We start from the raw sequence: 21,100 nt of genomic DNA on the forward strand, positions 1-21,100 counted from the left end.
ACGAAACAACGATGAAACGACGCTATTTTGGTACCGATGGAATTCGCGGTACGGTCGGCCAGGGCCCGATCACGCCGGAATTCGTGCTGCGCCTGGGATACGCGGCTGGCCGCGTACTGGCTTGCAACCAGACGCTGGGCCGCCCGACGGTATTGATCGGCAAGGACACGCGAGTCTCGGGTTACATGCTCGAAGCCGCGCTCGAAGCGGGCTTTGCCGCCGCGGGCGTCGACACCATGATGGCCGGCCCCATGCCTACGCCGGCTGTGGCCTATCTGACCCGCGCGCTGCGCCTGGCGGCCGGCGTGGTGATCAGCGCCTCGCACAACCCGTATCAGGACAACGGCATCAAGTTCTTCTCCGCCGACGGCAACAAGCTGCCGGATGCGACGGAACTGGCCATCGAGGCCGAGCTCGACAACCCGATGGTCTGCGTGCGCTCGGAGCAGCTCGGCAAGGCGCGCCGTCTCGACGACGCCGCCGGGCGCTACATCGAGTTCTGCAAGAGCACGTTTCCGAACGAGTTCGATCTGCGCGGCATGAAAATCGTCGTCGACTGCGCGAACGGCGCGGCGTACCACATCGCCCCGCACGTCTTCCACGAACTGGGCGCGGAAGTCATCGCCATCGGCAATCAGCCGAATGGTTTCAACATCAACGAGGACTGCGGCGCAACGTCGCCCGACGCGCTCATGCGCGCGGTGCGGGCCAATCACGCGGACCTGGGCGTGGCACTGGACGGCGATGCCGACCGTCTGCAGATCGTCGACAGCGCGGGGCGCCTCTACAACGGCGACGAATTGCTGTATCTGCTGGTCAAGGACCGGCTGAACAACGGCGGCGTGCCGGGCGCCGTGGGCACGCTCATGACCAACATGGCCGTCGAAGTGGCGCTCAGGAGCCTTGGCGTGCCCTTCGTGCGAGCCAAGGTGGGCGACCGCTACGTGCTCGAGCAACTGCACAAGCATGGCTGGCAGCTCGGCGCCGAAGGCTCCGGGCACATTCTCTGCCTGGACAAGCACACCACCGGCGACGGCATCATCTCCGCGCTGCAGGTGCTCGCCGCCATCCGTCGTGCGGACAACAAGCCGCTCACCCAACTGCTCGACGGCGTGCGACTGTTTCCGCAGCACATGATCAACGTGCGAACGCCGGCCGGCTATGACTGGCAGGCCGACGCGCGCCTGGCGGCGCAGCGCGAGGCGATCGAGGCGAAGCTCGGCGACACGGGCCGCGTGCTGATCCGCGCCTCGGGCACCGAGCCGGTGCTGCGCGTGATGGTCGAGGCGCGCGACGAGGCACAGACTACGTCGTTCGCGCAGCAACTGGCCAGCATCGTCAAGACGGCCGCCTGACGTAGCAGGGCCTGGTCCGCGGGGCCGGCCGCGCATTCAACCCCCCGTTTTCTAGACGCCTTCCTTCCAGCGGTCATCCTCCCGGCGGCCCTTCCTCCCGGCGGCCTTCCTTCCGGCGGCCGCCGCCCGGACGGCCGCCACCGCCAACCGTTGCCCGGTTGCGCGACTTCCCGCCTCCTCATCCTTCCCGGCATGGGAGGCACCTTCTGTCTTCCGCCTCCTGCCTTCCACCTCCTGCCTCTGCCCGCTCCGTCCGTTTATGACAGCCGAACGGCCGCCGTCGGGGAAATTCCGACACGGCCGCGTCATTGTCATCGGCCTGACATTCACGCCGAAGATGGCGAATCGCGCTCTCCCACGCCCCCCAAACTCCCACGGGCGCCGCGCCAATAAAGGGTTTCGTCGAATCCGGGCGCCCGTGCCGACGTGCATGCACTGTGACGTTTTCGGGGCGGTTTCGTGACATTGGCATGGTGAGCTTTCACAAATGACACATTACTGTCACATTCGAACTCTATTCTTCGAGCCATCCACACGCTGTACCACACCAACTCGGAGAGATCCATGAAGCTGATGAAGACTGCGATTGCCGGCCTGGCTGGCGTTCTGTTCGCCGCTGGCGCGATTGCGGGCGAGATTACCGGTGCCGGTAGCACGTTTGCCGCTCCCATCTACACGAAGTGGGCCGACGCCTATCAGAAGGCGACCTCGAACAAGGTCAACTATCAGGGCATCGGTTCCTCGGGCGGCATCAAGCAAATTCAGGCCAAGACGGTCGATTTCGCCGGCTCGGACGCCCCGCTGACCGATGAAGAACTGGCCAAGCAGGGCCTGTTCCAGTTCCCGACGGTCGTTGGCGGCATCGTGCCGGTCATCAACGTGCCGGGCGTGAAGGCCGGCGAGCTCGTCCTGTCGGGCGAAGTGCTGGGCGACATCTACCTGGGCAAGATCAAGAAGTGGAACGACCCGGCCATCGCCAAGCTCAACCCGAAGCTCAAGCTGCCGGACACCGATATCGCCGTGGTTCGCCGCGCCGACGGTTCGGGCACGAGCTTCGTGTTCACGAACTACCTCTCGAAGGTCAACGCCGAGTGGAAGAGCAAGGTCGGCGAAGGCACCACGGTCAACTGGCCGACGGGCACGGGCGGCAAGGGTAACGACGGCGTCGCGGCCTTCGTGCAACGCCTGCCGGGCGCCATCGGCTACGTCGAGTCGGCCTACGCCAAGCAGAACAAGCTGACGTACACGGCCCTCACCAACGCCGAGGGCAAGACCGTCGAGCCCGATGCCAAGACGTTCGCCGCGGCCGCCGGCAAGGCCGACTGGTCGAAGTCGTTCTACCAGATCCTGACCAACGAGAAGGGCGCCGATTCGTGGCCGATCGTGGCCGCCACGTTCGTGCTGGTGCATCAGAAGGCGGATGCCGGCAAGGAAGCGCAAAGCGCCGACGTGCTCAAGTTCTTCGACTGGTCGTTCAAGAACGGCGTGAACACCGCCAAGGAACTGGACTACATTCCGCTGCCGGAAGACGTTCTGAAGCAGATCCGCGCGGGCTGGAAGGCGAAGGTCGCCGATTCGGCCGCCAAGGCCGGCATCTAAGCGCCTGGCAGACACCGGGCAATGGACCGCTCCGTTGCCCGGCGCCGCAACACCGGCATTCTCCGCGCCGCCTGTTCCGAAACCCGGGTCCCGATCTGGCAACGGCTGGCGGCGCGCTCACGCTGAGACGACATCATGGCAGAAGCCACCAGCCCCCTCGCAACACCGGGCGCCTCCACGCAGCGCGCTCCGTCTTCCGTAGGCGACTTTCTCTTCGCATTGCTCACCCGAGGCGCGGCGCTCGTGACGCTGCTGCTGCTCGGCGGCATCATCGTGTCCCTGATCATCAGCGCGCTGCCGTCGATCGAGAAGTTCGGCTTCGCCTTCCTGTGGACGAAGGACTGGGATCCTCCCGCGGAACAATTCGGCGCGCTCGTGCCCATCTACGGCACCATCATCACGTCGGTGATTGCGCTCATCATCGCCGTGCCGGTGAGCTTCGGCATCGCGCTTTTCCTGACTGAACTCTCGCCCGTGTGGCTGCGCCGTCCGCTCGGCACCGCCATCGAGCTGCTCGCCGCCATCCCGAGCATCGTGTACGGCATGTGGGGCCTGCTGGTCTTCGCGCCGATCTTCAGCCAGTACTTCCAGAAGCCGCTGCAGACGCTGCTCGGCAACGTGCCCGTGATCGGCGCGCTGTTCCAGGGCCCGCCGCTGGGCATCGGCATTCTGCCGGCCGGCGTGATCCTCGCGATCATGATCATTCCGTACATCGCCTCGGTCATGCGCGACGTGTTCGAGGTCACGCCCGTGCTGCTCAAGGAGTCGGCCTACGGCATTGGCTGCACGACCTGGGAAGTGATGTGGCGCGTGGTGCTGCCCTTCACGAAGACGGGTGTCATCGGCGGCATCATGCTCGGCCTGGGCCGCGCCCTGGGCGAGACGATGGCCGTGACGTTCGTGATCGGCAACACCAACCTGCTCGACAACGTCTCGCTCTACTCGCCGGGCAACAGCATCACCTCGGCGCTCGCCAACGAGTTCGCCGAAGCCGCACCGGGCCTGCACACGTCTGCGCTGATGGAGCTCGGCCTGATCCTGTTCTTCATCACCTTTGTGGTGCTGGCGCTGTCCAAGCTCATGCTGCTGCGCCTCGAGAAAAGCGAAGGTAAATAATGACCCAACAAGCGCTCGAACTGGAAACGCCCGTCGTGAAGCCTACCGACGCCTTTACCCGCGTGCGGCTGCAGGCCTACCGCCGCCGCAAGAACATCGTCGCGATCGCGCTCTCGCTCGCGGCCATGGCCTTCGGCCTGATCTGGCTGCTCTGGATTCTCTACACCACGCTCTCGCTGGGCGTGGGCGGCCTGTCGCTGTCGCTGTTTACCGAGATGACGCCACCGCCGAACACCGCAGGCGGCGGTCTCGCCAACGCCATCGTAGGCAGCCTGGTAATGGTCGGCGTGGCCACGGTCATCGGCACGCCGCTGGGCATTCTGGCCGGCGTGTACCTGGCCGAGTACGGCCAGAAGTCGTGGCTCGCGAGCATCACGCGCTTCATCAACGACATCCTGCTCTCGGCGCCGTCGATCGTGATCGGCCTGTTCGTCTATGCCCTGGTGGTCGCGCAGATGGGCCACTTCTCGGCCTGGGCCGGCATCGTGGCGCTGGCGCTGCTGCAAGTGCCGATCGTGATCCGCACCACCGAGAACATGCTCAAGCTCGTGCCGAACAACCTGCGCGAGGCCGCCTTCGCGCTCGGCACGCCGAAGTGGCGGATCATCGTGAAGATCACGCTCAAGGCGTCGATTGCCGGGATCGTGACGGGCGTGCTACTGGCCGTGGCGCGTATCGCCGGCGAGACGGCGCCGCTGCTCTTTACCGCACTGTCGAACCAGTTCTGGTCGCTGAACCTGAATCAGCCGATGGCCAACCTGCCGGTCACCATCTTCAAGTTCGCCATGAGCCCGTTCGCGGAGTGGCAGGCGCTGGCCTGGGCGGGCGTGTTCATCATCACCCTCGGGGTGCTGTTCCTGAACATTCTGGCGCGCTCGCTGTTCGCGAAGAAGTAAAGCGCCGCGCGACCTCACGACGAATACCTGACGGTAGAGACCGAACATGACGAATCCGACGCAAGAAATCAAGCTGCCCTCGAAGATCGAAGTCAAGAACCTGAACTTCTTCTACGACAAGTACCACGCGCTCAAGAACATCAACCTGCGCATTCCTGACCGCAAGGTCACGGCCTTCATCGGCCCGTCGGGCTGCGGCAAGTCCACGCTGCTGCGCACGTTCAACAAGATGTACGCCCTGTACCCCGAGCAGCGCGCCGAGGGCGAGATCAACATGGACGGCGAGAACCTGCTTACCAGCAAGCAGGACATCGCGCTGCTGCGCGCCAAGGTCGGCATGGTGTTCCAGAAGCCGACGCCGTTCCCGATGTCGATCTACGACAACATCGCGTTCGGCGTGCGTCTGTTCGAAAAGCTCTCGCGCTCGGAAATGGACGACCGCGTGGAATGGGCGCTGACCAAGGCGGCGCTGTGGAGCGAAGTGAAGGACAAGCTGCAGCAGTCGGGCTACGGCCTGTCGGGCGGTCAGCAGCAGCGCCTGTGCATCGCGCGCGGCATCGCCATCCGCCCGGAAGTGCTGCTGCTCGACGAGCCGTGCTCGGCGCTCGATCCGATTTCCACGGGCCGCATCGAAGAGCTGATCGCGGAGCTCAAGGACGACTACACCGTCGTGATCGTCACGCACAACATGCAGCAGGCCGCACGCTGCTCGGACTTCACCGCGTACATGTATCTGGGTGAGCTGATCGAATTCGGCGAAACCGAGAAGATCTTCATCAAGCCGGACCGCAAAGAGACCGAAGACTACATCACCGGCCGTTTCGGTTGATGCCCACGAGGAAATCCGCGATATGAACGACAAACACCTTTCCAGCCAGTTCGATAGCGACCTGAACCAGGTTTGCTCGCGCGTCCTCGAAATGGGCGGCGTGGTCGAATCGCAGATCGTGACGGCCATGCAGGCGCTCAACACGTTCGACCGTGCGCTGGTCGACGAAGTGATCGCCAACGAGCACCGCCTGAACACGATGGAGGTCGAGATCGACGAGGAATGCAGCAAGATCATCGCCCGCCGTCAGCCGACCGCGCGCGACCTGCGCCTGCTGCTCTCGATCTCGAAGACGATCACCAACCTCGAGCGCGCCGGCGACGAGGCCGAGAAGGTCGCCAAGCGCACGCGCCATCTGCTCGAAGACGGCGCCGCGCAGAACGTGAATTTCGCCGAGATCAAGCTCTCCGGCGAGATGGCCGCGCAATTGCTGCGCCGCACCCTGGACGCCTTTGCGCGCCTGGACGCGGTCGCCGCCGCCGACATCGTGCGCGACGACAAGGCCATCGACAATGAATTCCGCGGCTTCGTGCGAAAATTGGTCACGTACATGATGGAGGACCCGCGCACCATCTCGGCAGGCCTGGACTTCCTGTTCATTGCCAAGGCGATCGAGCGTATCGGCGACCACGCCAAGAACATCGCCGAATTCATCATTTACATTGTCAAAGGCACCGACGTCCGGCATATTTCGCGCGAGGATCTCCAGCGCAAAGTGCAAGGCGAATGAGCGCCAGACATTACTGAAGGTTTGAGAGGGAACCGATGCCCAGCAGCATTCTGATCGTGGAAGACGAGCCGGCCATTTCCGAGCTGATCTCCGTCAATCTGCAACACGCCGGTCACTATCCGATCCGGGCGTACAACGCGGAGCAGGCGCTCACGCTGATCAGCGACGTCCTGCCGGATCTGGTACTGCTCGACTGGATGTTGCCCGGCAAGTCGGGCGTGACGTTCGCGCGCGAGCTGCGCGCAAACGAGCGCACCAAGCATGTGCCGATCATCATGCTCACCGCACGCAGCGAGGAGCAGGACAAGGTGATGGGCCTGGAGATCGGCGCGGACGACTACGTGACCAAGCCGTTCTCGCCCAAGGAACTGATGGCGCGCATCAAGGCGGTGTTGCGCCGGCGCGCGCCGCAACTCACCGAGGACGTGGTGAGCGTGAACGGCCTGAAACTGGACCCGGCCACGCATCGCGTGACGAGCCATCAGTCGAGCGGCGACATCAAGCTGGACCTGGGCCCGACCGAGTTCCGTCTGCTGCACTTCTTCATGACGCACCCCGAGCGCGTGCACAGCCGTTCACAGTTGCTCGACCAGGTCTGGGGCGATCATGTGTTCGTCGAGGAGCGCACGGTGGACGTGCACATCAAGCGCCTTCGCGCCGCCCTCAAGCCGGCGGGCCACGATGCTATGATCGAGACCGTGCGCGGCAGCGGCTATCGCCTGACGAAGTCGGTCTGAAGCGGCGCCGCGCGCCGGCTCGGTAGCGATCGACAGCGATCGCCCCCCGCCGCGCCCATGCCGCTCGCCCCCGCCGGGGCAGCGAGCGGCCACCCTCCTGTGCATCGTTTATGAACATCATCTGGGCCCGTGCGCTGGCGTTTCTGATCCTGCAGGCGGCCATCTCGGTGGCCGTGGGCTGGATCTTTGGCGCGCGCGCCGGTTACGTCACTGCGATCGTCCTTCTGGTGACGCAGCTCGGTTTCAACGTCCATCACGCCCAACGTCTGTGGCGCCTGCTCGACGCGCCGGTGTACGGCGAAGTGCCGAGCGCGATCGGTCTGTGGGGCGAAATCTACTATCGGCTGCACAAGCTGGCCAAGCGCTGGCATAACCAGGTCAAGCAGGTGGAACAACAGCACGCGCGTTTCATCCAGGCGATTCAGGCATCGCCCAACGGCGTGATCATGCTCGACGAGCAAAATCAGATCGACTGGTGCAACGCGATCGCCGAGGCGCATTTCGGCATCGACGCGCGGCGCGATCTGCGTCAACAGATCACTCATCTGCTGCGCACGCCGGCGTTCGTGCACTACCTGTCTTCCGAGCGATACGACGAAGCACTGCTCATGCACCACATGGGGGTCAAGCGCAACAACGTGCTCTCGGTGCAGGTGTTTCCCTACGGCGACAACCGCAAGCTGATCATCTCGCTCGACGTGACCGACCTGGAGCGCACCGACGCCATGCGCCGCGACTTCGTCGCCAACGTGTCCCATGAGCTCAAGACGCCGCTTACGGTGCTGTCGGGCTTCCTGGAGACCGTGGGCGAGCTGCCGCTCTCGCCGGAGGAGATCCAGCGGTACGTCGAGATCATGCGACAGCAGGCGTCTCGCATGCAGAACATCGTGAACGATCTGCTCACGCTCGCCAAGCTCGAAGGCAGTGGCAAGCCGCCGGGCGACGATCGCATCGACATGGGCATGCAGATGCGCTCGTTGCGCAGCGACGCCGAAGGGCTCTCGCAGGGCCAGCACGTCATTGAAGTGGCCGGCGCCGAGGGCCTGGACCTGCGCGGTGCCGAGGGCGAACTGCACAGCGCGTTCAGCAATCTCGTGAGCAACGCGGTGCGATACACGCCGCAGGGCGGCAAGATCCGCATCGAATGGGGGGCGACGGACGATGGCGGCGCTCGCTTTGCCGTGATCGATTCGGGGCTCGGCATTCCGGCGGAACACATCCCCCGTCTGACCGAACGTTTTTACCGGATCGACCGCAGCCGGTCGCGCGATACGGGCGGCACGGGCCTGGGGCTCGCCATCGTCAAGCACGTGCTCACGCGGCACCAGGCGGATTTGCAGATCACGAGCGAGGAGGGGCGCGGCAGCACGTTTGCGATTCGCTTTCCGCCCACACGCGTGGTGCATCGCGCCCCGGTCGACGCCGCGCAAGGCGTGGCGGCGAACGGGTAGGCTCGGCGCCGCCAGCCGCCCGTGGTGGCCCCAACAGCGGCCCAAACAGCGGCCCCAACAGCGGCCCCAACAGCGGCCCCAATAGCGGCCCCAATAGCGGCCAACGACCGGTATTCAGTTGCCGGACTGTAAGTGTTGCGCGATTTCCTTCATCAGCGCCATCTGGCTGTTGAACGGCTTCTTGCCGGGGCGGCGGCGCAAATAGCTGCCGTCCGGGCGCATCATCCACGACGCCGTGTTATCGCGCAGGTGCACCATCAGCCCTTCGCGAATCACGCGCGCTTTCAGGCGCTTGTCGCGCACCGGGAACGCCACTTCCACGCGCCGGAAGAAATTACGTTCCATCCAGTCCGCACTCGAGAGCAGCACCTGCTCCTGGCCGTGCGCGTAGAAATAATAAATGCGGTGGTGCTCGAGGAACCGTCCGACGATAGAGCGCACGGTGATGTTCTCCGACAGGCCCTTCACGCCGGCGCGCAACGCGCACACGCCGCGCACGATCAGGTCGATCTTCACGCCGGCGCGCGACGCCTTGTAGAGTTCGGCGATGATGGTCGGCTCGAGCAGCGCGTTCATTTTCGCAATGATGCGGGCCTTCTTGCCGGCGGCGGCCGCTTCGGTCTCGCGGCGAATCGCTTCGAGCAGATGCGTGTGCATCGTGAACGGCGATTGCCATAACGCGTGCAGCTGCGTTTGCCGGCCGATGCCGGTGAGCTGCTGGAAAACGACGTGGACGTCCGCGCACAGTTGCTCGTCGGCCGTCATCAGGCCGAAGTCGGTGTACAGGCGCGCGGTGCGCGGATGGTAGTTGCCGGTGCCCAGGTGCGCGTAGCGCTTGAGGAAGGTCTTCTTGCCCTGGCGCGTGCGGCGCACGACGAGCAGCATCTTCGCGTGGCACTTGTGGCCGACCACGCCATAGACCACATGCGCGCCGACCGCCTCGAGCCGTGCGGCCCAGTTGATGTTCGTTTCTTCGTCGAAGCGCGCGAGCAGCTCCACCACCACCGTGACTTCCTTGCCGTTGCGCGCCGCTTCCATCAGGGCGTCCATCAGCGCGGACTCGTTGCCGGTGCGATAGATCGTCTGCTTGATGGCGACCACATCCGGGTCGCGCGCGGCCTGCAGCAGCAGTTCGAGCACAGGCTGGAAGCTGTCGTAGGGGTGGTGCAGCAGCAGGTCGCCCTGATCGATGAGATCGAACATCGCGGGCGACGCGCTCATGCGCGGCGGCAGCGCCGGCACGAACGGCACGAACTTCAAATCCGGACGATCGACCATCTCGGGCAGCGGCATGAGGCGCACGAGATTGACCGGGCCCTTGACACGGTAGCAGTCGGAGTCGGTCAGGCCGCACTCGGTTTGCAGACGCCGCACGAGCCGCGCCGGCGCGCCGGCGTCCACTTCGAGACGCACGGCGTCGCCGAGGTGGCGCGCCGGCAGTTCGCCTTGCAGGGCCGTGCGCAGGTTGGTGATTTCGTCTTCGTCGACGAACAGGTCGCTGTTGCGGGTCACGCGGAACTGATGGCAGCCCTTGGCGGTGAGCCCGGGGAACAGTTCGCTGGCAAAGCGCAGCATGAACGAGCTGAGCAGCACGAAACTGTTGGGCAGCGGGGCGAGGGCGGCGGGCATTGGCACGAGCCGGGGCAGGGCGCGCGGCGCCTGCACGATGGCGAGCTCGGCGTCGCGCCCGAAGGCGTCCTTGCCCTCGAGTTCGACGGCGAAATTCAGGCTCTTGTTGAGTACGCGCGGAAACGGGTGGGCGGGGTCCAGGCCGATCGGCGTGAGCACCGGCACGAGCTCGCGAAAGAAGTAGTCGCGGGCCCATTCGACCTGCGCGTCGTTCCATTGCCCGGACGGATGAAACGCGATGCCTTCGGCTTCGAGCTTCGGCAAAAGGCTGTCGAACATGGCGTATTGCTTTTCGACCAGCGCCTGTGCCCGCGCGCAGACTTGCGTGTAAACTTGCTGAAACGTCATACCGTCGGGCGTGAGCATGCCGGGATTTTCCCGCATTTGCTCTTTCAGCCCGGCAACGCGGATTTCGAAGAATTCATCCAGATTGCTACTCACGATACACACGAAGCGCAGGCGCTCGAGCAGTGGCGTGGCCGGATCGGCTGCCTGGGCGAGTACGCGTTCATTGAACGCCAGAATGCCCAGCTCGCGATTGAGCAGCGGGTAATTCATAGGAAACGTGCGAAAGACATTGGATTGTCGTGAATTCTTCATCCGTATTGTTACAGTTATATGACATTCACATTTGTCAACGACGTGTCATATTGGATTTGTAACGTATTCGTCATTTATTTGTCGAGTGCGCGTCATGCGTTTAATGTGATGCATCGTGCATACCGGCACTCCTCGCCCAGGCGCATCCTCACATGAGTACCCCATCGCCTTCACCAGCGCCTTGCCCAGCGCCTTTGCTCGCGGCCGTCGATCTCGGTTCGAACAGTTTTCGCCTGATCATCGGCCGGGTGGAGGAAACGTCCGCCGGGACGCAGATCTATCAGGTCGACGCCTTGCGCGAGCCGGTGCGACTTGCCGCGGGGCTGAACGCGCAGAAGTATCTCGACCATCCGTCGCAGCAGCGCGGCTGGGAGGTGCTCAAGCGTTTCGGCGAACGCCTGCGCGGTTTTCATCCCGATCAGGTGCGCGCGGTAGCGACGAACACGCTGCGCGTAGCCAAGAACGCGCAGGACTTTCTCGGCGAGGCGCAGCGTGCGCTCGGTTTCCCGATCGAAGTGATCGCCGGCCGCGAAGAGGCGCGCCTTATCTACGCCGGCGCGGCGCATTCGGTGCCGACTTGCCCGGGCAATCGCCTGGTCGTCGATATCGGCGGCGGCTCCACGGAATTCATCATCGGCCAGGATTACGAGCCGCTCATCATGGAGAGCCTGTATATCGGCTGTGTGAGTCACAGCCGGCAGTTCTTCCCGAGCGGCAATGTCGACGACTACGCCATGAAACAGGCCGAGCTGGCCGCGCGGCGTGAGATCCAGATCATCTCGGCCACCTATCGCGAGGCGGGATGGTCGCAGGCGATCGGCTCGTCGGGCACGGCGCGCGCGCTGGCCGAACTGCTCGAAGCCAACGGTTTCAACGACGGTGGCGTACACGGCTTGACGCGCGGCGGGCTGGAGCGCCTGAAGCGGGCGCTCATCAAGGCGGAGAACGCCAACCGTCTCAAGCTGGCCGGACTCAAGCAGGATCGCATTCCGGTGTTGCCCGGCGGGCTGTCGATCATGCTGTCGGTCTTCAACGAGCTCGAAGTCGAGCATATGGAGACGACGGATGCCGCGCTGCGCCTGGGCGTGATGTACGACCTGCTGGGGCGCACCCAGCATCAGGACATGCGTGCGGTGACGGTGGAGCAGTTCGTGCGCCGCTATGGCGTGGACCGCGCCCAGGCCGATCGCGTGGGCCGTCTGGCGGTGGCTTTGTACCGTCAATTGCCGGTCGATATCGACGCTGACGCTGACGCCGGCGGGCGGGGCGAAGGCGCCGAGAGCGATGGCCGCGAGGAGGGCGAGGCGCTGCTCGGCTGGGCCTCGGCGCTGCACGAGATGGGGTTGTCCATTTCCCACAGCGCATATCACAAGCACTCGGCGTATATCGGCAGCAATGCCGACATGCCGGGCTTCTCCCGGCCGGACCAGGCGCGGCTGGCGGAACTGCTGCTCGGGCATGTCGGCAAGCTGGGCAAGCTCGCGTCGCAGTCGCAGCAGGTGGATTGGCAACTTCTGTTCTGCCTGCGCCTGGCCGTGTTGTTCTGTCGGCGCCGTACCGACGCGCTGCCCGAGCGCATCGAAGTCGAGCGTCTGGCCGACGGCTTTCAGGTGTCGGTGCCGCGAACGTGGATCGACGCCAATCCGCTCACGGATTACAGCCTGCAGCGAGAGGCGCAGGAGTGGGAGAAGATCGGCATGCGATACAAGGTGGTATACGCATGAGCCTGCTTGCGTCGGCCGAGCCGCCGGACGTCCATCGACGCGGAGCCGAAGATCAATCCGCAGGTTCGCATGAGGAAAGCAAAAGCCCGGCATTGCCGGGCTTTTTCGTGCCGCCGCCATCCGACGGCATGTACTCGGGTGTGTGGGTGCAGAGCGGTGCCGGTCAGGCCTGCTTGAGTTTGTTGACGAGTTCCGGTCCGAGGAAGTGGCGCGCGTAGCGCGGGTTCATGTCGGCCAGACGGAACAGCGTGAGGAAGTCTGCGGTATTGAAGTCGGGATCCCAAGCCGGTGCGCCGCAGATGCGCGCGCCCAGGCGCAGATAGCCTTTGACCAGTGCGGGCGGCTCGACGTCGAGCGTCGATTGCAGCTCGTCGACGGGCAGGGCGATGCGGGGCACGGCGTGGTACTCGGCAGGGGCCATCGCGGTGCCCTGGAGCTTGCGATAGAGGCTCGCGGCGTAGTGCCCGCCGTCGGCCATCGGCACGCTGGCGCAGCCGAGCATCGTCTCGAGCCCGTGGCGCAGCATGTACTCGGCAAGGCCGCTCCAGAGCGCCATGATGACAGCGCCGTTGCGGTAGTCCGGGTGTACGCATGAGCGGCCGGTTTCGAGCATCTTGGGGCGCAGATGGTCGAGGCGCGAGAGGTCGAATTCCCCTTCGGAGTACAAACGGCCGAGGCGTTTGGCCTGAGCCGGGGGCAGTACGCGATAAGTGCCGACGACCTTGAGCGAGTCCTGATCGCGCACGAGCAGGTGGTCGCAATATTGGTCGTACTCGTCGACGTCAAGGCCTGCCGGACCCTTGACCGATGCGCCCATTTCTTCGGCGAAGACCTGATACCTCAGGCGTTGCGCTTCGCGAAGCTCGCTTTCGTCGTGTGCCCACGCCACAGCCAGATTCGGTTTGACAGGCGTTTCAGGGCGAGGAAGACGCCTCCGCGACGTAGGGGTCAACGAAGAAAGCGGCATGGTGGGGTTCGGCAGGTCGCGCATAAAGGCCCTTTTTGTGACGGTCGCGTTGCGACGTACTTTAAAAAGCATCAATGTCGATTCCGTGAACGGTAGGCGACAATTCTATGACAAAACTCGCAATGTCATGAGCCAGGTCCCAAGGTTCACGCCTTTCAGCGTCCGATTCGGGCGCCGTTTCGCCGACCGCGGGAGCGACGAAATTACAACAGATCGGGGTTGACGACGGCGCGCACGACGACCTGGCTCTCGTCTTCGCGTCGGCGTGAGGCAAGCCACCAGATGCCGGCCTTCTTGATGGTCCAGTAGGCCTCCTGACCCGTGATGAGCAGACTCGCGAGCTGGCCGAGGGCGGGCTGGTGACCGACGAGCACGATGGTTTGCGCGGTGCCGGGCCAGTCGATGGCGCCGAGCAGCGTCAGCGCGCTGGCGCCGGGGGCGAGGTCGCGCACGATGCGCGCGCCCGGTGTGAGCGCCTGAGCGGTCTGGACGGCGCGCACTGCCGGGCTGCAGAGGATGATGGCGTCGTCGGGCAGGCGGGGGCGCAGCCATTGGGCGGCCTTTTCGGCTTGCTTGCGACCGCGATCGGTGAGTTCGCGCGCCAGATCGGCCTGGGCGCTGAGCGCGAGGGAGGCGGGCAGGTTTTCGGCGTCGGCGTGACGCCAGAGAATCAGGTTCATCGACACGGGTTCGAACATGGTGAACCTCTCACTATGGCGGGACTTCATGGCGACGTCGTGACTGTCGGCGAGCGCCCGGCAGACAGCGGCGGCGCCGGACAGGGGACCATTGTGCCAGCGCGAGCCTGGCGGCACCGTAGTGCGTCGGTGCGTCGGTGCGTCGGTGCGAAGCGCGTCGATTTGACGCATTGCACATAACCCTCTAGAATCTCCCCTCTTTGTCGGAGCGTAGCGCAGCCTGGTAGCGCATCTGATTTGGGATCAGAGGGTCGTAGGTTCGAATCCTATCGCTCCGACCAGCAGGATTGAAGGGGTTAGCTTCGGCTAACCCCTTTTGTTTTGGCGCGAGGGCACGAGGGCGCGACAGCGGCATGATGACGCCTTCGCGCCGTCCCCTCGCGCCCAATGCGAACCCGCCATGAGCAACGTTGCAGACGCGGGAACGTGACAACGCCAAATCCTTCTGAACCCAGAACGATTGACATCAAACCGACCAACTAGTAGATTGGTTGCCAGTGTGCCTTGGCCCTGTGAATGCGTTGAAACCGTTGCACCCGCGAGGGCATTGCCAGAGGACTCATCGAGTGAGAGGACCCATGAGTATCGAGTTGTCCCCGAGAGCGCTTGAAATCGTGCAGCACACGAGGCAGTTGCTCGCCGCCGGCGGATATCACGGGTTCAGCTACGCGGATCTGTCCGAGCGAGTGCATATCGGCAAGGCCAGCATTCATCACCACTTTCCGGGCAAGGCGGATCTGGTGCTGACCGTCGTCAGGATGCACCGCGCCCAGACGCTGGAAGGACTGGCGGCGCTCGACACGCGCGTCGAAGACCCGTTGGCGCGGCTGAGCGCGTACACCGATTACTGGGCCGAGTGCATTCGCGACGCAACGTTGCCGATCTGCATTTGCGCAGTGCTTGCCGCGGAATTGCCGTTGATCCCGCCTGAGATCGCTTCCGAGGTGCGCCGCTATTTCGACGACCTCGGCACGTGGATCGCGACGGTTCTGGCCGAAGGCGCGGCGCGAATGCGATTGACGCTGTACGGCGACGCCCGCACGCAGGCCCAGACCTTCATGTCGACGGTATATGGCGCCATGCTCACGGCGCGGGCGTCGGGCAATGCCGAATCGTTTCAGGCAGTCTCACGAATGGCCATAGAACGCTTTCGCAAGTCGAATTGATCGCCGATTTGCGCGGTGGAGCGCAATAGCGCTCCTCTTTTTTCCCCATGCCACCAACCAACTAGTTGGTTGGTGCGTGATTGACAGTGTGGCACTGCCGGCCGGACATATTTCGATGCGTTCGTGCCATGCCGGCGCAGGGCTGTGCCTTCAAAAGGAGTCGTCTCATGCCTCACCCCATTTCCGCGCTGGGCGCGGCTCATACGGTTGTCAGTCTGGTGACGTTCGCGGCCGGCGTCTACAGCTTTGTCCGGCATCGGACGATCGACATCGGTACGTCGTGCGCGAAGGTTTATCTGGCGGGCATGGTCTTGTCGGTCTTTTCGTCGTTCGGCTTGTCGAGCACGGGCCGCTTCAATGCAGGGCACGCGCTGGGCATATTGGCGTTGCTTGCAACGTCGGGCGGGTGGCTGGCCCCGCGCATGCGCTTGCTGGGACGCGCACGGATGTACCTCGCCCAGTTCTCATTCACGTTCAGCTTTTTCCTGTTGCTGGTGCCGGGGATCAACGAGACGCTGACACGGCTTCCGGCAGATCGCCCTCTGGCGGCCGGACCGGAATCGCCGCTGGTGCGCGGTGCGCTGCTGGCGTGGCTGGGCATCTTCGCCTTGGGCGCCACGATCCAGCTCCTTTGGCTGCGCGCACGCCGTGCTCGCGCATAGCGTTCGCGCCGAACTCAAGCCGCCCCCGGCACGAGGGCTTGTCCGCCCGTGCCTGCAAACCGGGTGTCCTTTGCCGCCACGTACTCGACGAACTCGTTCGCGGGCACGGGGCGGCCCAGGAGAAAGCCCTGCAGCGAGTCGCAGCCCAGGTCCGTGAGGAAGGCCTGCTGCTCCGCGGTTTCCACGCCCTCCGCGACAATACGCAAATTCAGTGACTGGCCGAGTGCGACGATGGCCGACACGATAGCGGCGTCTTCCGAATCGTGTGCCAGCTCGCTGACGAACTCCCGGTCGATCTTGAGCTCCGTCGCCGGAAGGCGTTTCAGATACATCAGGCTCGAGTAGCCCGTGCCGAAATCGTCGATCGAGATCTTCACGCCCATCTCGCTGAGTTCGCGCAGGATCCGAAGGCTCGTCTCGACGTCGCGCATGGCGGTCGACTCCGTGACCTCGATGGTCAGGCAGCTCGGGTCCAGTCCGTGTCGCTCGAGCGTCGTGCGCACCGTCTCGGTGAATCGCGCATGCGCGAACTGCAGTGAAGAGACGTTGACCGACACATCCCATTTCGTGAGCCCGCGCTCGCGCCATTCCTTCATCTGACGGCAGGCTTCGTTGAGCACCCATTCCCCCAGGGGGATGATCAGGCCACCCTTTTCCGCGATGGGGATGAACTGGTCGGGCGAGATGAGGCCGCGCGACGGGTGAATCCAGCGCACCAGCGCCTCGGCGCCGGTCACCGGGCCGTCAGGGGCGACGAATTTCGGCTGGAAGTGCAGCACCAGTTCGCCGCGCGCCAGGGCCGAGCGCAGGTCCATGACGAACTGCAACTGCTCGTGTACGTTGGCGTTCATCGACGCATCGAAGAAGCAATACGTATTCTTGCCGAGCGATTTGGCGTGATACATGGCCGCGTCGGCATTCGAGAGCAACGCTGCTTCGGACACGCCGTTATCTGGGTACATCGCGATCCCCACGCTGCCCGACACGAACAGGTCGTGCCCATGCACCGAGACCGGCTTCCGGATTTCGGCGAGGAGCTTGTCTGCCAGCGTGGCGGCATCCGTCGGCTCGCTCACGTCGCCGAGCAGCACGAACTCGTCGCCACCGACGCGCGCGATGGTGTCCCGGCTTCTCACGCATTTGGAAATACGCCGCGATATCTCTTGCAGCAGAAGATCGCCAATGGCGTGGCCGAACACGTCGTTGACGGCCTTGAAGCCGTCGAGATCGACGAACATCAGCGCGAAGCGGCCGTTCGCGTTCTCCGCGCGCTGGATCGCCTGATCCATCCGGTCTTGCAGCAGTTCGCGGTTGGGAAGCTTCGTGAGCGGATCGTGGAGGGCCAGATAGGTGAGTTCCTGATTGGCTTCGGCCAGCGACTTCGCGAGTTTCGACGTCTGCGATTCGAGCCGGAAGTCGAGCACCGACACCGTCAGCGCAATGGCCAGTACGGCGAGCGTGCCGACCACCACCACGACGGCGAGCCATCCGGTGGCGCCCGTGCTGCCCGCGGCGCGGCACACGATCCCGAACGGGAACTCGGCGGCGGCCATGCCGGTGTAATGCATGCCCACGATCGCCAGGCCCATGACGACGGCGGCGCCCGCGCGAAGCTGGCGGGTCCTGGGCGAATGGCGGCGCAGGCTGAAGGCGATCCAGAGCGCGGCGCCCGAAGCGGCGATCGCGATCAGCACCGACAGGCAGAAGATCCACGGCGTGTAATGAATGCCGGGCTCCATGCGCATTGCCGCCATGCCCGTGTAATGCATGCTGGCAACGCCAATGCCCATCAGAATCGCGCCGAACGCAAGGCGGTGCCAGGGCAGCGTGTCCAGGCACACGAGCCAGAGCGCGAAGGCCGAGAAGACCACGGCGATGAGCAGTGACAGCAGCGTGATGGCGGGGTCGTAGCCGAGCGGGATGGGCAGGTCGAACGCCAGCATCCCGATGAAGTGCATCGACCAGATGCCGACGCCCATGGCGAATGCGCCACCGGCGAGCCACCACCGGGCAACCGATCCGCGAGCGCTGACAATTCGTCCCGTCATGTCCAGCGCTGTGTAGGAAGCAAGCGTCGCTACAAGAATTGACAGGGCGACCAACAGCGGATCATAGGTACTGACGTACATGAAAAATCTCTAATGAGCTTCTTGCGCCAGGGCGGGCGTCGCTGATGCCGTGCGGCGTTGCTGCCGTCCCTGGCGTCCTCGCGGTGCGAATTGGCTACTGATAGTTCGTTTTCGATCACCGCGCTTTTGCGAATCCTAACAGGATGCTTTGGAATTGCAACGCGAGGGCCCGCTCTCGTGGCGCCTGAGCGTGGTACATCCGCACGCGCGAGCAGCGACTGAGCACGTTCGGATGGACGTACTGGGAACGGTGCGTCGGAATGCTCGGGGGAATCGTCGGCCTGGCGCTCACCGCGTCGCTCCCGGACGATCCATTGCTGCGGTGGGGAGGGTGCGTGCCGTTTTCATCGGCTTGGCGCCGATGCCGCAGGGGCCCCTGAACCCGCAGGCATCTCGACGAATTCCACGAGGCGATGCCGGCCAGACGCGCCGGGCACAGCCCCGTGGCCGAAGGTACCGGCCAATCACCGCCGCGCTACGATATCGGGCGGCAAGCGTTGTCGTTTTTGCCCGGCGATTGAAAATTCTACGAGGCGGGCCTCACGTTCGGCGCCCGCCGAGACATCGCGCAAACGCTTATGCGGTATGGAATCAAGCCGTTGATTCTTCGGGGGATTCGCCGGTGCCGGCTGGTGCGCCCGGCTGAGCCGGCGCAAGGCCGGACGCCTGCCCGGCACGCCTCTTGCGAAAGCATCGGTTTTTGCTGCAGGAGGATGCCGTTTGAAAATCAGCACGCTGAGCTCGCTCAAAGCTTTCGAATCGGTCTCCCCGGCCGACTGGGTCTTCGCTGCGATCGCCGTCGCGGCAAGCTACGCCATCATGTCGGGCATCTTGCGTCTCGCGCTGGGCCGCTTCGGCGCGCTCACGCGGCGTTTGAAGTCGCCGGGCGCGAACATGTTCGCGGAAGTGCTCGGGGCGACCCGGCAATTCGTGCTGTTGTTCGCGGCGCTGCTCATTGGCCTGAAGTCGCTCGATCTCGGCAAGCGGTGGGATGCCGCCATCGTTCATTGCTGGACGGTGCTGTTCTGCCTGCAGCTCGCGCTGTGGGTCAATCGCGCGGTGAACGTGTGGCAGACGCGGCGGATGCAGCATCGCACGGCCGCGCCCGACAATCCGGTCATCGTGACGATGACGGCATGGACGCTGCGCGTGCTCGCCTGGGCGGTGCTGGTGCTCGCGATGCTGGCGAATTTCGGCGTCAACATCACCGCTTTCGTGGCCAGTCTCGGTATCGGCGGCGTGGCGGTGGCGCTGGCGGTGCAGAACGTGTTGAGCGATCTGTTCGCGTCGCTGGCCATCGGGCTGGACAAGCCGTTCGAAGTGGGCGACTTCATCGTCTTCAGCGACGTGGCGGGAACGATCGAGCGCATCGGGCTGAAGACCACCCGCATTCGCAGCCTGAGCGGCGAGGAGATCATCTGCGGCAATACCGAACTGCTCAAGAACACGCTGCATAACTACAAGCGCATGTCCGAGCGGCGCATCGTGTTTACTTTCAGCCTGTCGTACTACACCGTGCCCGACAAGCTGGCCCGCGTGCCGGCCATGGTGAAGCGCTCGGTGGAGGCGTCGGGCAAGACGCGCTTCGACCGAGCGCACTTCAAGCAATTCGGCGTGAGCTCGCTCGACTTCGAAGTCGTGTACTTCGTGCTCAGTCCCGACTACAACCTGTACATGGATCTGCAGCAGGACATCAATCTGGCGCTCATGCGCGAATTCCTGCAGGAAGACATTCGGTTCGCAATTCCGGCGAGCGTGCAGTACTACGCACAGGCGCCCGAACCGCCTGCGGACGCGGCGCCGGCGCGCTGACTCCCGGGGCGGGCGCACGCCTGCCGGCTTGTCATATTGGCGTGGTACGATCGCCCACATCCACGTGACTCACGCCGTGGCATCGATCCAGCCGGGGTTCGCCGCGAGGCGACAAGATCAGGAGGCCAACATGTCTGCCGAGCAGAAGACGTTGCATCGCGGGTTCACCATCATCACCGTTCTCGAGCGCCTGTCGAAGGGGCGGGCGCGGCTCTCGGCCAAGGTGCTGGCGAGCGACGAAGACCACAAGCGTCGCTTGGGCGGCAAGAAACTCCTGCAAGCCAAGCGCTGGTTCGATCACTACGCGGACGATCTCGCGGCGCCGGTGATCGCGGGCCTCAAGCACACCATCGATCTCGAACTGGCCGCGGCCGGCAAGGCGCCGGCAAAGGCGGACGCAAAGGCAAAAGCGCTCGCCGGGTCGGCATCGGAAGGGATGAAGGACGGCAAGGGCGGTAAGGGTGGCAAGGGCGGCAAGGGCGACAAGGGCGCCGAGGCCATCGTGGCCACCGAAGCGCCCGCAGCGGCCAAAGCCGTGAAGGCGTCCAGGGCGGCAGAAGTGGGCAAGCCTGTCAGGCTTGCGAAGGACGCCAAAGCGTCGAGGGCGATCAAGCCGATCAAGCCGATCAAGGGGGCGAAGGTGCAGGGCCCGCGCGTGGGTAACGGCGCGCCCGCGTCCGCGCCGGTGCGTCGCCCGGCATAACGTCTCTCGCAACATCTCTCGCGGTCCTGGGCACTGCGTTTTCTCGTCAACCGCCCATTCCGATCCATTCCGATCCATTCCGATCCGTTCCGACGGCGCGCGCCTCATGGCGACGCGCCGTTTTTCATTGCGCCGTTGAAACAATAATGGCGGCCGGCAACGGCATGGCGCCCGGCGTGCCCAGAGGGCATCGGACAACGGGATATGGCATGCGTAATGCCCATCATTACGTTGGCCAAATCGATCCCGGGGCGCGCGGCATATGTCGCCAATTTCATGTGTTGCAAAGGCACCACT

17 protein-coding genes and 1 tRNA gene are annotated in these 21,100 nt (G+C 64.4%); 14 read left to right on the top strand and 4 right to left on the bottom strand.

What is annotated here, in order from left to right; genetic code table 11:
- Positions 1-11: 11 nt before the first annotated feature.
- The 8 genes from glmM to phoR all read left to right on the top strand — a co-directional run bounded on the left by glmM (position 12) and on the right by phoR (position 8,713).
- Positions 12-1,355, top strand: coding sequence for a phosphoglucosamine mutase (gene glmM / locus CDN36_RS20235; protein WP_287497720.1), 1,344 nt, complete (start codon positions 12-14; stop codon positions 1,353-1,355).
- Between the two features lie 564 nt (positions 1,356-1,919).
- Entirely contained in the window at positions 1,920-2,954 is a 1,035-nt protein-coding gene (pstS, locus tag CDN36_RS20240; protein WP_150556791.1) for a phosphate ABC transporter substrate-binding protein PstS, read from the top strand.
- A gap of 135 nt (positions 2,955-3,089) precedes the next feature.
- Positions 3,090-4,070 carry a phosphate ABC transporter permease PstC gene (gene pstC / locus CDN36_RS20245; RefSeq protein ID WP_150556792.1) on the top strand — a complete coding sequence of 327 codons (981 nt, stop codon included), beginning with the start codon at positions 3,090-3,092 and terminating at the stop codon, positions 4,068-4,070.
- On the top strand, positions 4,070-4,966 hold the full coding sequence (gene pstA / locus CDN36_RS20250; protein WP_150556793.1) for a phosphate ABC transporter permease PstA: 897 nt from the start codon (positions 4,070-4,072) through the stop codon (positions 4,964-4,966). Before pstC ends, pstA begins: the two co-directional genes overlap by 1 nt.
- A 46-nt stretch (positions 4,967-5,012) precedes the next feature.
- Positions 5,013-5,795 carry a phosphate ABC transporter ATP-binding protein PstB gene (gene pstB, locus CDN36_RS20255; RefSeq protein ID WP_023595192.1) on the top strand — a complete coding sequence of 261 codons (783 nt, stop codon included), beginning with the start codon at positions 5,013-5,015 and terminating at the stop codon, positions 5,793-5,795.
- A gap of 22 nt (positions 5,796-5,817) precedes the next feature.
- The gene (gene phoU / locus CDN36_RS20260; protein WP_150556794.1) at positions 5,818-6,525 is read left to right on the top strand and encodes a phosphate signaling complex protein PhoU; all 708 of its coding nucleotides are present in this window, start codon (positions 5,818-5,820) and stop codon (positions 6,523-6,525) included.
- 35 nt (positions 6,526-6,560) lie between these two features.
- Positions 6,561-7,262: a phosphate regulon transcriptional regulator PhoB gene (gene phoB, locus CDN36_RS20265; protein ID WP_010805263.1), complete on the top strand. Its 702-nt coding sequence runs from the start codon at positions 6,561-6,563 to the stop codon at positions 7,260-7,262.
- A gap of 110 nt (positions 7,263-7,372) precedes the next feature.
- Positions 7,373-8,713, top strand: a complete 1,341-nt coding sequence (gene phoR, locus CDN36_RS20270; protein ID WP_287497721.1) for a phosphate regulon sensor histidine kinase PhoR — start codon at positions 7,373-7,375, stop codon at positions 8,711-8,713.
- A gap of 114 nt (positions 8,714-8,827) precedes the next feature.
- Here phoR and ppk1 read toward each other — a convergent pair whose 3' ends face one another.
- Positions 8,828-10,900, bottom strand: a complete 2,073-nt coding sequence (gene ppk1, locus CDN36_RS20275; RefSeq protein WP_150556796.1) for a polyphosphate kinase 1 — start codon at positions 10,898-10,900, stop codon at positions 8,828-8,830.
- Positions 10,901-11,094: 194 nt separating this feature from the next.
- On the opposite strand from ppk1, the gene ppx reads away from it, so the two are divergent.
- Complete coding sequence (gene ppx, locus CDN36_RS20280; RefSeq protein ID WP_150556797.1) at positions 11,095-12,666, top strand: exopolyphosphatase; 1,572 nt, start codon at positions 11,095-11,097, stop codon at positions 12,664-12,666.
- 163 nt (positions 12,667-12,829) lie between these two features.
- Here the strand turns inward: ppx and CDN36_RS20285 are convergent, their stop codons facing one another.
- Both CDN36_RS20285 and CDN36_RS20290 read right to left on the bottom strand, forming a co-directional pair.
- Positions 12,830-13,657: a GNAT family N-acetyltransferase gene (locus CDN36_RS20285; protein WP_150556798.1), complete on the bottom strand. Its 828-nt coding sequence runs from the start codon at positions 13,655-13,657 to the stop codon at positions 12,830-12,832.
- A 179-nt stretch (positions 13,658-13,836) separates the two neighbouring features.
- On the bottom strand, positions 13,837-14,313 hold the full coding sequence (locus CDN36_RS20290; protein ID WP_150556874.1) for a SixA phosphatase family protein: 477 nt from the start codon (positions 14,311-14,313) through the stop codon (positions 13,837-13,839).
- 222 nt (positions 14,314-14,535) lie between these two features.
- On the opposite strand from CDN36_RS20290, the gene CDN36_RS20295 reads away from it, so the two are divergent.
- The 3 genes from CDN36_RS20295 to CDN36_RS20305 all read left to right on the top strand — a co-directional run bounded on the left by CDN36_RS20295 (position 14,536) and on the right by CDN36_RS20305 (position 16,159).
- A tRNA-Pro gene (locus CDN36_RS20295) sits at positions 14,536-14,612 on the top strand.
- A gap of 297 nt (positions 14,613-14,909) precedes the next feature.
- On the top strand, positions 14,910-15,497 hold the full coding sequence (locus tag CDN36_RS20300; RefSeq protein WP_150556799.1) for a TetR/AcrR family transcriptional regulator: 588 nt from the start codon (positions 14,910-14,912) through the stop codon (positions 15,495-15,497).
- A 167-nt stretch (positions 15,498-15,664) separates the two neighbouring features.
- Complete coding sequence (locus CDN36_RS20305) at positions 15,665-16,159, top strand: hypothetical protein (protein WP_287497722.1); 495 nt, start codon at positions 15,665-15,667, stop codon at positions 16,157-16,159.
- A gap of 14 nt (positions 16,160-16,173) precedes the next feature.
- Here the strand turns inward: CDN36_RS20305 and CDN36_RS20310 are convergent, their stop codons facing one another.
- The gene (locus CDN36_RS20310; protein WP_150556801.1) at positions 16,174-18,288 is read right to left on the bottom strand and encodes a putative bifunctional diguanylate cyclase/phosphodiesterase; all 2,115 of its coding nucleotides are present in this window, start codon (positions 18,286-18,288) and stop codon (positions 16,174-16,176) included.
- Between the two features lie 720 nt (positions 18,289-19,008).
- Here CDN36_RS20310 and CDN36_RS20315 point away from each other — a divergent pair.
- Together CDN36_RS20315 and CDN36_RS20320 are read left to right on the top strand one after the other, a co-directional pair.
- Positions 19,009-20,100 carry a mechanosensitive ion channel family protein gene (locus tag CDN36_RS20315; protein WP_241013980.1) on the top strand — a complete coding sequence of 364 codons (1,092 nt, stop codon included), beginning with the start codon at positions 19,009-19,011 and terminating at the stop codon, positions 20,098-20,100.
- Between the two features lie 130 nt (positions 20,101-20,230).
- Positions 20,231-20,803, top strand: coding sequence for a hypothetical protein (locus CDN36_RS20320; RefSeq protein WP_287497723.1), 573 nt, complete (start codon positions 20,231-20,233; stop codon positions 20,801-20,803).
- Positions 20,804-21,100 lie beyond the last annotated feature (297 nt).

Source organism: Pandoraea sp. CB10b_02 (genome assembly GCF_002216225.1).
Taxonomy (GTDB): domain Bacteria; phylum Pseudomonadota; class Gammaproteobacteria; order Burkholderiales; family Burkholderiaceae; genus Pandoraea; species Pandoraea nosoerga.